This window comes from uncultured Corynebacterium sp. (assembly GCF_937999985.1).
Lineage (GTDB): Bacteria > Actinomycetota > Actinomycetes > Mycobacteriales > Mycobacteriaceae > Corynebacterium.
On sequence record NZ_CALLDG010000203.1, the window covers coordinates 1 to 12,303 of the forward strand.

12 protein-coding genes and 1 pseudogene are annotated in these 12,303 nt (G+C 62.2%); 9 read left to right on the forward strand and 4 right to left on the reverse strand.

Features of this window, described 5'->3' with window-relative positions; genetic code table 11:
• Positions 1-251 (reverse strand): annotated as a pseudogene (locus tag Q0331_RS10100) (amidase); the annotation flags it as partial.
• 96 nt (positions 252-347) lie between these two features.
• On the opposite strand from Q0331_RS10100, the gene pheA reads away from it, so the two are divergent.
• The gene (gene pheA / locus Q0331_RS10105; RefSeq protein WP_298076222.1) at positions 348-1,382 is read left to right on the forward strand and encodes a prephenate dehydratase; all 1,035 of its coding nucleotides are present in this window, start codon (positions 348-350) and stop codon (positions 1,380-1,382) included.
• Positions 1,383-1,385: 3 nt separating this feature from the next.
• Positions 1,386-2,237 (forward strand): histidine phosphatase family protein, encoded by an 852-nt coding sequence (locus Q0331_RS10110; RefSeq protein ID WP_298076223.1) that lies wholly within the window; start codon positions 1,386-1,388, stop codon positions 2,235-2,237.
• Here Q0331_RS10110 and Q0331_RS10115 read toward each other — a convergent pair.
• Both Q0331_RS10115 and Q0331_RS10120 read right to left on the reverse strand, forming a co-directional pair.
• Positions 2,234-2,584, reverse strand: a complete 351-nt coding sequence (locus Q0331_RS10115) for a metallopeptidase family protein (protein ID WP_239317353.1) — start codon at positions 2,582-2,584, stop codon at positions 2,234-2,236. The two genes, Q0331_RS10110 and Q0331_RS10115, sit on opposite strands and share 4 nt — an antisense overlap.
• Positions 2,585-2,597: 13 nt before the next feature.
• A complete protein-coding gene (locus Q0331_RS10120) occupies positions 2,598-3,686 on the reverse strand; it encodes a septum formation family protein (RefSeq protein ID WP_298076224.1) in 1,089 nt (362 codons plus the stop codon).
• Positions 3,687-3,837: 151 nt separating this feature from the next.
• Between Q0331_RS10120 and serS the strand changes: the two genes are divergently transcribed.
• From serS to glf, 5 genes are all read left to right on the forward strand, one after another.
• Positions 3,838-5,112, forward strand: coding sequence for a serine--tRNA ligase (gene serS / locus Q0331_RS10125; RefSeq protein WP_298076225.1), 1,275 nt, complete (start codon positions 3,838-3,840; stop codon positions 5,110-5,112).
• A gap of 103 nt (positions 5,113-5,215) precedes the next feature.
• Positions 5,216-6,166, forward strand: a complete 951-nt coding sequence (locus Q0331_RS10130; protein WP_298076226.1) for a 1-acyl-sn-glycerol-3-phosphate acyltransferase — start codon at positions 5,216-5,218, stop codon at positions 6,164-6,166.
• A gap of 9 nt (positions 6,167-6,175) precedes the next feature.
• Positions 6,176-6,994 (forward strand): HAD family hydrolase, encoded by an 819-nt coding sequence (locus Q0331_RS10135; protein WP_298076227.1) that lies wholly within the window; start codon positions 6,176-6,178, stop codon positions 6,992-6,994.
• Between the two features lie 6 nt (positions 6,995-7,000).
• Positions 7,001-7,462, forward strand: a complete 462-nt coding sequence (locus tag Q0331_RS10140) for a TIGR02611 family protein (protein WP_298076228.1) — start codon at positions 7,001-7,003, stop codon at positions 7,460-7,462.
• Positions 7,463-7,538: 76 nt separating this feature from the next.
• Entirely contained in the window at positions 7,539-8,756 is a 1,218-nt protein-coding gene (glf, locus tag Q0331_RS10145) for a UDP-galactopyranose mutase (RefSeq protein ID WP_298076229.1), read from the forward strand.
• A gap of 15 nt (positions 8,757-8,771) precedes the next feature.
• Here glf and Q0331_RS10150 read toward each other — a convergent pair whose 3' ends face one another.
• A complete protein-coding gene (locus Q0331_RS10150; RefSeq protein WP_298076230.1) occupies positions 8,772-9,953 on the reverse strand; it encodes an AAA family ATPase in 1,182 nt (393 codons plus the stop codon).
• A gap of 166 nt (positions 9,954-10,119) precedes the next feature.
• Between Q0331_RS10150 and Q0331_RS10155 the strand changes: the two genes are divergently transcribed.
• Both Q0331_RS10155 and Q0331_RS10160 read left to right on the forward strand, forming a co-directional pair.
• Positions 10,120-11,001, forward strand: a complete 882-nt coding sequence (locus Q0331_RS10155; protein WP_298076231.1) for a DMT family transporter — start codon at positions 10,120-10,122, stop codon at positions 10,999-11,001.
• Between the two features lie 193 nt (positions 11,002-11,194).
• Positions 11,195-12,303, forward strand: a 1,109-nt coding sequence (locus Q0331_RS10160; RefSeq protein WP_298076232.1) for an RNA-binding domain-containing protein, incomplete at its 3' end; no start/stop codon positions are given.

The following is a 12,303-nucleotide window of genomic DNA, read 5'->3' on the forward strand; positions in this document are numbered from 1 at the left end:
TGGTAGTTGGCCACGAAGCTGTGGTGGACCGACCCCATGGTTGTGACCTCGCCCGCCACCTGCTGCAGGTCCTTGATCAGCACCTCTTCGCCACTGAGGGGGAGATCCGGGTGACTGCGCAGGAAATCGTAGCTGTGGGGGTTGTCGTAGACGCGGGCCACGCCCAATTGTGCGTTGCTGAGCCCAGTATCGCGCCGGGCGCGGGCGAGACGGACGGCGAAAGTGCTGGGCTGGTCGGGCGTGCGGTTCATTGCTTTCCAAGGATATACCCGGGGTATGGACGGGGAGGCTTCGTCTCCGGGAAACGCAGGGAATCCTCGGTGGGGATCTGCACTAGACTGCGTTGCATGAGTGGTTGCAAGAACGGTTCGACGAGCGATTCTTCTGTGTCTGATTCTTTTGGGCGCGTGGCGTTCCTCGGCCCCGAAGGGACCTTCACCGAAGAGGCGCTGAAGCGGTTTAAGCAGCTCGGCGCAGTACCGGAGGGCGCCACCGAGGTTCCCGTCGCCTCCCCACGGGTGGCGCTGGACATGGTGCGCGACGGCGAGGCCGACTTCGCCTGCGTGGCGTTGGAAAGCTCCGTGGACGGGCCAGTCTCGCAGACGGAAGATGCGCTGACCTACGGTAAGCCGCTGCAGATCTACCGCGAGGTGCTCGTCCCGGTGGTTTTCTCCATCCTGGTTCGCCCCGGCACCAAGCTGGAGGACATCAAGACGCTGACCACGCACCCCGTCGCCGAGGCGCAGGTTCGCAACTGGGTGGCGGAGAACCTGCCGGACGTTACCTTCGTCCCCGCCTCCAGTAACGGGGCGGCCGCGGCCGCAGTGAAGGCCGGCCAGGCGGATGCCGCCGCAGCGCCAGCCCGGGCGGGGGAGATCCACCAGCTGGACGCCGTGGCCGAGGGGGTGGCCGATGTCGCCGGCGCCCAGACCCGCTTCATCCTGGTTGGCAACCCCGGTAAGCCCACCGAACGCACGGGCAACGATCGCAGTGGCATGGTGCTCTGGCTGCCGAACGTGCCCTCTAGCCTGTTGGATGCGATCGCCGAGCTGTCCACCCGCCAGGTGGACATGGCGCGCATCGGCTCCCGCCCCCGCCGTACTGGGGAAAAGGGCGAGGGCGCGGCCAACGGCAACTACGTCTTCCACATCGGCATCGTCGGCCACATCGAGGATGCCGCCGTGGCCGAAGCCCTGGCCGGCCTGTACCGCCGTGCGGAGGACGTGCGCTTCCTGGGCAGCTGGCCGTCGGCGGAGGCTCTGCCGGTCGCGGAGTCCTCTACCGCCCATCCGCTGCATCGCCATGCGGGCAGTGCCCCGCCGAACTACGCTGAATCCAGTAGATGGATTGAGGAACTCAAGAGCGGTCAGAAGGGTAGCTAGGCAATGGCACAATCAACACGTCTTTTCCTGGTCAGGCACGGCCAGACGACCTCCAACGCCATTCACGCCCTGGATACCGCTCTACCCGGCGCCGACCTCACCGAGCTGGGCTGGGAGCAGGCCGCAGAGGCCGGTCACTGGCTCACCGAGCGCACCCAGCGCCTGAAGATCGCCTCCTCGTTTGCAGCCCGTGCGCAGCAAACGGCCGTGGGGCTGGCCGGTGCCTTTGGAGGAGAGATCGTTCCTGCAGGTTTTTCCCACGGGGGATCTTTAGATGACGCCACCGCCTCCGCCCGCGCGACGGATCACATTAAAGCCGCGCTGCAGCGCCTGCCGCGCGTCTCCGAGATTCCCGCCGGGCAGTACGAAATGAAGAACGACGAGGACTCGCACGAGGCCTACCACTCCATCCTGGGTGCCTGGATGCTCGGCCGAGTGGACAAGGTCGTGCCCGGCGGCCTGTCCGGCGCGGAGGTGCTGCGCGAATACCTGGCCACGTTGCTGGTCGCACTGGCCGACAACGAGGCGGCTAACCGGGAGGCAGTACAGAACGGTGGCGAGCCCACTGATATTGCGCTGGTCAGCCACGGTGCCGTGATCCGCCTGGTCGCCCGCTTCCTGGGCGGGGTGGATCCGGAGTGGGCCTTCATGCACTACCTGGCCAACGGCAACGTCATTACCCTGCGCGTGCCAGACACCATTGCCGAGTTGGCTGACGTTGCGGTGGGCCGGCCTGGGGCGTCACAAAATAAAACAGAAACGAACAGGGCCGAAACAACGGCGGCGCGCTCCGGGGTGCTTGACAGCTTGGAAGGCTCCTTCGAAGTGCTGGGGTGGGGCGCGGCGACGCTCTAGCCCCAGCCGAGTTCGTGCAGGCGGTCGTCGTCGATGCCGAAGTGGTGGCCGAGCTCGTGGATGACGGTGATGGCGACCTGCTCGACTAGCTCTTCCTCGGTGTCGCAGATGTCCTCGAGGGCGTAGCGGTAGATCGTGATCTTGTCGGGCAGGGCAGAGGTGTACTCGGAGGTGCGCTCGGTCAGCGCGATGCCCTCGTAAAGACCCAGGATGTCCGGGCTTTCGGGGTTGTAGTCCTCGGTGACGATGGCGACGTTGCTGACGTTATCCAACAGCTCGCGGGGGATGCGCCGAAGGCCGAGGTCAACGAGCTCTTCGAAGCGCTCGGGGGAAACTTCGATGGCCATGGGGAGTGTCCACCTACGGCGCCGGGGCTGGGTTGGCGTTCGGGGCCTCTGCGGCCGGGGCGCCGCCCTCTGGTGTTGCATCTGCGCCGGGGTTGCCAGCGTTTTCGGGGCCTGCATCCCGGCGCAGCGGGTTGCGCTTCGGCGGGGTCTTCGGCGGGTGGCCGTCGATGGTGAATTCGCTGCGCACATCGCCGACGAGGGTGGCGAATCCGCCGCCGGGGCGACCGAACGTCAAGGCGCAGTTCACGGTGCGCGACCCAGCATCCCAGGACTGGCGCTGCAGCGTGGTCCAGAACGGCGTGAGCGTGGAGTTATACAGCGCATCGTCGCCACCCAGGTAATCCTGCGCGGCCTTGGTGCAGACCTTGTTCAGGAACTCGTTCTGCTTCTTCGTATCCGGCCAGGCGCCGGGGAACTCCTCGCCGAGGTTCACCACGGAGGTCACCTGCCAGGCGTGCGGCTCTTCGCACGGAACCTCGTTGGTCAGATCGCCATCGGCGCGGACGCAACGGTCCTTTTCGAAGTAGCGCGACTGATCCTGCTTAGCGGCGAAGCCGGTGGTCTCGGTGGTGCGGCCGGTGGCGTCCGGCACCATCACGCCGCACAGCATCGTGCGATCGCCGTCGTTCCACGCGGACTGCGGGGGCAGGATCGGGGAGATGGAGTAGCGTCCTTCCGGGTCTAGCTTGCCTTCGAGGTACTGCATCGTCGGCCCGGTGCATAGCTCGTTGGTCAATTCTTCTTGACGCTTCAAGTCCGGCTGCTTTGCGGATGGGCCAAACTCGCTGGTGGGGTACTGGCCGAGGTCTTCACGGGAGCTGACCTCGAAGCGGTGAGGCTGCTCGCAATCCACGGTGGCGAAGCCGGAGTTCACACCGTCTTTGCCGGGCTTCCAATTTACGCAGTCGCCGTTGCTGGCCTCGGTGAACGTGGTGTTGCTCACGTGCTGCCCCTGCTTTTCATCGGCCGGTACCAGCGGGGTGCTGCCTTCGGGGGCGACGAAGGCGAACGCTGCGGCGCTGACACCGCCGCACAGGGCGGCGAACAGTGCGACGGTTATGCTGCGTGCTCGGCGGCGGGTTTTCGCTTCGCTGGTGGTCATGGGGCTCGCTCTAAATCTGTTTCGGGTTTTCGACTGTATTCGTGTATTCGGCTGTATTGGACTGTAATTGTGAGGCCAGTCTAGTAGGGGTTGTGCCATAGGGGGGAACTGGGCAGACAACTGCGAGGGCGAACCGGCTAAGCTAAGCACCATGATTGATCTGAAGTTTCTGCGCGATAACCCCGATGTAGCCCGTGAATCCCAGCGCACTCGTGGGGAGGATCCAGCGCTGATCGACCAGCTTCTGGAGGCCGACTCGCAGCGCCGCGAGGCCATCAGCGCCGCCGACGCGGCCCGTGCGGAACAGAAGGCGTTCTCCAAGGAGATGGGGCAGAAGATGCGCTCCGCCTCCGACGAAGAGAAGCAGGCCCTGCGCGAGGAGGGCAAGCAGAAGGCCGAGTCCGTCAAGAAGCTGGAGGAGGCCCAGTCCAGCGCCGAGCAGGCCGTCTACGACCTGCAGATGCAGATCTCCAACATCGTGGAGGAAGGTGCGCCGGCCGGCGGCGAAGAGGACTTCGTCACCCTCGACGTGGTGGGCGAGCCGCCGCAGTTCGACTTCGAACCGAAGGATCACCTCGAGCTGGGCGAATCCCTGGGGCTAATCGACATGAAGCGTGGCACGAAGGTTTCCGGCGCCCGCTTTTACTTCCTCACCGGCGACGGTGCGCTGCTGCAGCTGGGCATGCTGCAGCTGGCAGCTCAGAAGGCTGTGGAGCACGGCTTCAAGCTCATGATCCCGCCGGTGCTGGTGCGCCCCGAGATCATGTCCGGCACCGGCTTCCTGGGGGCTCACGCCGATGAGATTTACCACCTGGAAGAAGACGACATGTACCTGGTCGGCACCTCCGAAGTGGCGCTGGCCGGATACCACTCCGAGGAGATCATCGACCTCTCCAACGGTCCGCTGCGCTACGCCGGCTGGTCTTCTTGCTTCCGCCGCGAGGCCGGTTCTTATGGCAAGGACACCCGCGGCATCATCCGCGTCCACCAGTTCGACAAAGTGGAGATGTTCGTTTACTGCAAGCCGGAGGAGGCCACGGAGCTGCACCAGGAGCTGCTGGCCATGGAGCGCGAAATGCTGGCGGCCATCGAGGTGCCCTACCGCGTGATCGACGTCGCCGGCGGCGACCTCGGCTCCTCGGCGGCCCGCAAGTTCGATACGGAGGCGTGGGTTCCCACCCAGCAGACGTACCGCGAGTTGACCAGTACCTCCAACTGCACCACCTTCCAGGGCCGTCGCCTGAAGACCCGCTACCGCGATGCCGACGGCAAGGCGCAGACCGCCGCCACCCTGAACGGCACCCTGGCGACAACCCGCTGGTTGGTGGCCATTTTGGAGAACCACCAGCAGGCTGATGGTTCCGTAGTTGTGCCGAAGGCGCTGCGTCCTTTCGTCGGTAAAGATATTCTGAAGCCCAGCGAATAACCCAGCGAAGCCGGCGCCTAAAGTGCCAACTCGGCCCTGTGCGCGTCCCCGCGCGCTGGCCGGGCCACAGTTTCCAAGGACTCAGGAGAGGTAACCGCCACCCATGTCGTTGCTCGATAGCTTCAGCTTCCCCGATGGCTACCAGCCCAAGATCACCGGCCACAAGGAAGCCAAGGAGTTCCCCTATGGTTTTCCGACGATCGGCATCGCCAAGCTGTGGTTCCGCTACATGCAGCACCTAGATTGCGCGGTCTACGGCGCGGAGAACATTCCCGCCGACGGGCCGGCGATGATCGCCGTTAACCACACTGGCTACTGGGACTTCACCTACGGTGGCGTCCCGGCGCACGTGCGCGGTGGACGCGTGGTTCGTTTCATGGCGAAGAAAGAGATCTTCGACGTCAAGGGTGTGGGCGCGCTCATGAGCTCTTATAACCACATCCCGGTCGACCGCGCGGACGGGCAGGCCTCGGTGGACCAGGCCATCAAGCAGCTGAAGGCCGGCGACCTGGTGGGCATCTTCCCGGAAGCCACGATCTCTCGATCCTTCGAGATCAAGGAGTTCCGCCAGGGCGCCGCGCGAATTGCCTACCAGGCTGGTGTGCCGCTGATCCCGCTGACGATTTGGGGTTCCCAGCGTGTGTGGACGAAGGGGCGCAAGCCAATTTGGCGGCCGAAGGAAACCCAGCTGGTGATCACCGTCGGCAAGCCGGTCGAGGTCACCGAGGATGCCCAGGCTACTACCGAGCGACTGCACCAGGCCATGGTCGAGCAGATGGACCTGACCCGCCAACGTTGGGAAGAGCGCTTCGGTTCCATGCCCAAGGGCGAATTCTGGGTGCCGGCTGCCCTCGGCGGAACCGCGCCGACGCTGGAGGAAGCCACCGTTCAGGACCGCGCCGATGCCGCAGCCCGTAAGGAAAAGCGCGCCCAGGAGAAGGCCGAGGCCGAGCGTCGCGCCGCCGCCGAGGCTCGCGAACGCGAGCAGGCCACGGGCATCAATAAGATCCTGGTGCCGCTGCGCCAGCGCATTAACCGTCTGCGCAAAAAGTAGGCCCGAGCGATGCAGGATTCCCCGTTGCTGGTGGTCAGCGACGTTGACGGCACCCTGCTCAACAGCAGGGAGCGGGTCTCGCAGCGGATGCGCCGCGCGGTGAATTCGATGCTGCGCCGAGGCACCGTCTTCACCATCGCCACCGGCCGCCCGCCGCGCTGGCTGATGCCCGTTTTCGAGCAGCTGCCCGTCCGGCCCGTCTGTGCCTGCGCCAACGGCGCCATTATTTATGACGCCGACCGGGATCAGATCGTGCACGCCGCGACCCTCCAACCCGACCTCATCCGCGCCCTCATTGCGCAGCTCAGCGACTCGGTTCCTGGGGTAGGCTTCGCCGTCGAGCGCGCCGGGACCAGCGCCTTCGACCGCGCCGACGAGCTATTTTCCGTCTCTCCCGGCTACGACCACGCTTGGGATTCCACCGAGCATGCCGTCCAGTCCCTCGAAGAGCTCGCCGCCACGCCCGTGGTGAAGCTGCTGGTCCGGGACCCCAATCGGACCTCGGCCGAGCTCTTTGCCGCGGTGCGCCCTTTTATTGACGCCACCCAGGCGAAAGCTACCTACAGCTATGAAGGGGGCCTGGTGGAGGTCGCGGCAGCGGGGATCTCCAAGCGCTCCGCGCTGGAATGGATCGCCGAGCAGGTCGGTGTGGATGCCGCGCAGACTATCGCCTTCGGGGATATGCCCAACGACACGGAGATGCTCACCTGGGCAGGGCACGGCGTGGCGATGGGCAATGCCGAGGAATCGCTGAAGGAAATCGCCGACGAGGTCACCCTGACAAACGACGAGGACGGCGTTGCCGCCGTCCTCGAACGGTGGTTTTAAGTAGCCATGTCCAAGCTGAGCGAAAACGTACGTCGGAAGGTAGCCCAGCTGCAGGTGCGCCACGAGGGCCTGAAAAAGAAAAGCTACGGCTTCCTCGTCCGCCCGCTGACCCTGCTAGCGGGCTGGTTGTGCGTAGTCGGCGGCATCCTCATCATCCCCACGCCCGGGCCGGGCTGGTTCCTGCTGTTCTTCGGCATCGGCGTGCTCTCCTTCGAGATGACCTGGCCCAACCGACTGTTGGATTGGGGACTGCGGAAATATGACAGCTTCGAGGATTATTGGAAGCGGCAAGGGGTGGCCGCCAAAAGCCTCATCGGCGTGGGCTTCCTGGCGGGTTGCGCCGTGGTCTTCAGCGGCGTCTTCTGGGTGATGTGGAACACCGGAATGCTCGGCTTTGCGGAAGCCTGGCTGGGGGAGTGGGTGGAGGAGCTGCCCGACTGGGCCGGGTTTAAAGAACCGCTTGCCTGAAATCGCAGTACCGGGCGGCACACCGAGGTGGCGTCATGACCAAAAAACAGTGAGTTAGCGCGGTAACCTGGCAGGCATGACTGAGCAGACACAGAGCGGACAGAACTACGACCTCATCGTTGTCGGCAGCGGTTTCTTCGGCCTTACCGTGGCCGAGCGCGCGGCAACCCAGGCCGGCAAGAACGTGCTGGTGGTGGAGAAGCGTTCCCACATCGGCGGTAACGCATACTCCGAGGCCGAGCCGGAGACCGGCATCGAGATTCACAAGTACGGTGCGCACCTGTTCCACACCTCCAACAAGCGCGTGTGGGATTACGTCAACCAGTTCACGGACTTCACCGACTACCAGCACCGCGTGTTTGCAATGCACAAGGGCACCGCCTACCAGTTCCCGATGGGGCTGGGACTGATCAACCAGTTCTTCGGCAAGTACTACAGCCCGGACGAGGCTCGCCAGCTGATTAAGGACCAGACCGACGGGCTGGACCCGGCAGAGGCCAAGAACCTCGAGGAAAAGGGCATCGCCCTGATTGGCCGCCCGCTGTACGAAGCCTTCGTGCGCGACTACACCGCCAAGCAGTGGCAGACCGACCCGAAGGAACTGCCGGCCTCTAATATCTCCCGCCTGCCGGTGCGCTACACCTTCAACAACCGCTACTTCAACGACACCTACGAGGGCCTGCCGGTGGAGGGCTACACCGCGTGGCTGGAGAACATGGCCGCCGACGAGAAGATCGAGGTGCGCCTGGATACCGACTGGTTCGAGATCCGCGACGAGGTCCGCGCGGCCAACCCAGATGCGCCGGTTGTCTACACCGGCCCGCTGGACCGCTACTTCGACTACGCCGAAGGCCACCTGGGCTGGCGCACCCTCGACTTCGAGACCGAGGTGCTGAACACCGGAGACTTCCAGGGCACCCCGGTGATGAACTACAACGATGCCGAGTTCCCGTACACCCGCATCCACGAGTTCCGCCACTTCCACCCGGAGCGGGGCGACAAGTACCCGAAGGACAAGACGGTCATCATGAAGGAGTTCTCCCGCTTCGCGGAGGAGGGCGACGAGCCGTACTACCCGATCAACACCCCGGAAGACCGCGAGAAGCTGGAGGCCTACCGCAAGCTGGCCGCGGCGGAGGCCGCGGATAACAAGGTGCTGTTCGGCGGGCGCCTGGGCACCTACCAGTACCTGGACATGCACATGGCCATCGGTGCGGCGCTGTCGATGTACGACAACAAGTTGGCACCGTACTTCGAGTCGGGCGAGCCGCTGGAGCAGGAGCGCGGGCACTAGGTGCCGGTTTGGGGCTTACTCCGGCCAGATGGAGAACTGCTCCATTGCATCGGTCGCGTGGTGGGAGCGTAAATACTCGCGCATATATGGCAGCTCGTAATCGACGAATCCGTGGGCCGTTGGGCGGATCATCTCTGCATCGATGAGGCGTTTGCGGTAGTTTCCTGCGTACTGCGCGTCTACGCCCATTCGAGTCGCGATGTCCGACATGCGAGAGGGCCCATCGTCGGTCGACATTGCGATGAGAAAAGTCCGGTCGACCTCAGACAGATCCGCAATCGAAGGCTCGTGCACGAGCTGTCCGAGCTTTCTCCGGGCGGAACTAACTCCGCGAGATACTGCTTCTTCGTCGATCGCGTTGTCGGTGTAGTTACGGAAAGCGTGTTGCCCAACTAGCTGAATCATGAAGGGGTAGCCACCGGTCGCCTTGGTTGCATTGTCGAGTGCTTGAAGGGTCCACGAGACCCCGACTTGCTCGGTGGTCTTTTCAAGCGCTGTGCGTACTTCTTCAATCGGCACCATTCCGGTTTCAATTCTGTTCGCGCGACGCAAGAAGGTCACAGGGTTACGACCTTCGTCAGCGGCAAGAAGTGGTTTTACAGCACCAGGAATGCCAGCCATTGCAATCGCAATCTCACGGTCTTCGCGGACGAGGTGTTGAATGGTTGTCCCGAACTCAATGATTTCGTCCATGTGGGCGTAGTGCAGCTCGTCCAGGGTGATAAGTAGGCCGACTGGTTCTTGGTTGAGTCGGACGTCAAGCTCAGCCTGTCGGTCGAAAAGCTCTTCGAGCACCGACCTCAACGTCGGTGTGGGCGAAAAGGAGGGAATAGCTTCGGTCTCGAAGCCGAGGTAAGAGAGATTGATGCCGGAGAGGCGACGCTTGAGTTCGTCGGAAAGATCTTGAAGGAGGTTGAAGGCACGGTCACGAATGCGGTCGTTGAAACCACGAGTCGTGGTTTCGGAGATGACGTGCCATGAGTGCGTCTTCGCGACCGCTTCGAATTCATTTAACAAAACAGTCTTGCCGATACCCCTAGGGCCGGTAATGATGGAGATACGTTCATGACTTCCGGGGCCATCCTGGATGGCGGCATCGAAATCGTGGAGGTATTCATCGCGTCCTGCAAGAACCAGCGGTGTCTTCCCGACTGTTGCGGTGAAGGGGTTCTTGGGTCGAGCTGAAGTGGACGGCATCTTGCCTCCTTACTATCTCTTACTATCTTTACTATTTTTACTATCTTTACTATTCCGTGGCTAGGGCTCAGAGGTTTCGGATAACGGGGGCTGCACTAATATCGCACGAGTGTTGCGTGAGAAAACCCAAACAAAGGCAGCTCAGCAAGATCCATCGCCGCGGCGAGTGAGCAAGTTCCTCGCCCTACCGGTGGCGCCGGTCCTCCTGGTCCTCGTCGGATCCCTGGGTACCCAAGCCGCGGCGGTGCTGGTCACGGACATGCTTACTACTGTCGGCGCGCCGGGTGTATCGGGCCTGCGTATGACCGCCGCCGCCATCATCATGGTGGTCATCTTCCGCCCGAAGCTGTCCGGAATGACGCGCGCCCGCGCCCTCAACATCGTCGTTTACGGTATTGCCATAGGCATGATGAACATGATGGTTTACGCAGCCATCGCCCGCCTGCCCCAGGGCGTCGCCGTCACCATCGACTTCCTTGGCCCCTGCGTGGTGTCTTTTCTAGGACTGACCATGTGGCGCTCCCGCCTGTGGGCCATCGCTGCGTTCATCGGCGTTGCTCTGATCGCGCAGCCCTCCAATGACCTGGACATTGTCGGTATTGGATTCGGCGCGGTCGGCGCAATCTTCTTCGGCGCCTACACGCTGTTTGCAGCCCGCGTTGGCAAGACCGAGGGCGGTGGCATGCCCGATCTGGCGCTGTCCGTGGTTGTAGCCGCACTCGTGCTCGCGCCGTTCTCTGTCCCGGCGGTGCCGCATATTGACGCCACGATGTGGGGCATTATCGTCATCTCTGGCTTTATCGGCGCCGTTGTTCCCTATGTAGTGGATACGATCGCCGCCGGAATTGTCTCGGCGGCGGTTGTCGGCACGCTCTTCGCGCTGGATCCTGTGATCGGAGCAATTCTGGGCTGGGCTTTTTCCGGAGACCAGCTCAGCTGGTCCATGGTGGCAGGCATCGTTCTGATCGCGACAGCCGGCGCGGTTATTACCTGGCGCGGAGCCCAGGAATCTCGGGATCTGACGCCGCCCCTTAATGCACAGAACTGAAACAAAGTCATTCTGCCTCCGCAGGATTTGTTCACAGCTTCACCAATGTGAACCAGCGCAGGCTTCTTGCGGCGAGTCTGTCATTCTTACACTGAATGGGAAGAGAAGCATAACACCTAGCTTCCCACCTAACATCCCACAGTGTTATGTTAGGTGCGAAGATGAGTGGGAAGTTGAATTAGGTGGAGCCACCATGGACGAAGGTTCTTTGAAGGAAATCGTCGCGAATCTACGCCTGGTAGGTTCAGACACTCAAGCTGTTGAAGTTAAGGGCAACGTCGGCAAGAGTATTCGTGAAACTCTGAGTGCCTTTGCTAATGCTGGTGGCGGTCTCATCATTGTCGGGCTTGACGAAGATGCTGGATTTGTTCCAGTAGACAAATTCGATGCTCTCAAGGCGCAGGATGCGCTAGAGACGCGCTGCAGGCAAGTGACGCCACCAGTGCGACCGCAAATATCGGTGCTTCCTTTTGAAGGAGGCCGTATCGTCGCGGCGGAAATAGAGGAATTCAGCCCCTTCGACAAACCTTGCTACGTAACGAATCAAGGCCGATACGGAGGAAGCTACATTCGTACGGGGGAGGGGGATACCAAGCTTTCAAACTACGAAATCGACAAGCTTCTCGAAGAGCATACCCAGCCAAAATGGGACGAAAGGCCAGTTCCCGAGGCCACTGTAGAGGATCTAGACCCAGAGGTGCTCGGAGAATATCTGCAGGTGCAGCAGCGGCAGCGCCCCAAGACTTTCAAAGAAGGTCGTGAGGTAGCGCTAAGAAGGCTCAGAATCACCAAGGATGGGAGTGCGACCTTGGCTGCCTTGTTGGTCATGGGGGACTACCCTCAAGAGTTCTTCCCGCGCTTGACTGTTACATTCGCGCTCTTTCCAGGGACAAGTAAAGGTAGCGTAACCACTGGTTTGAGGCTTCTCGACAGTGCAAGGCTGACGGGTACTATCCCCGAACTGGTAGATGCCGGTGTCGATATAGTCAAGCGGAATATGCGCACTGGGGCCATGATTAGTGAAAAGTTTCGGACCGATCTTCCCGACTATCCACCAATTGCCGTACGTGAGGCTTTAGTGAACGCGCTGATGCACCGAGATTACTCGCCATCAGCTCAAGGGAGTCAGGTGCAGATCAATATGTTTATAGATCGGCTAGAGATTACAAGTCCAGGCGGCCTATATGGTGGTGTAACGGTTCGTCATCTGGGAGAACCCGGGGTTAGCTCCACTCGTAACCAACGGATTTCAACTTTCTTGGAGGAAGTTTCCCTGCCGGGGGAAGGGAATCAGGCGGGGCG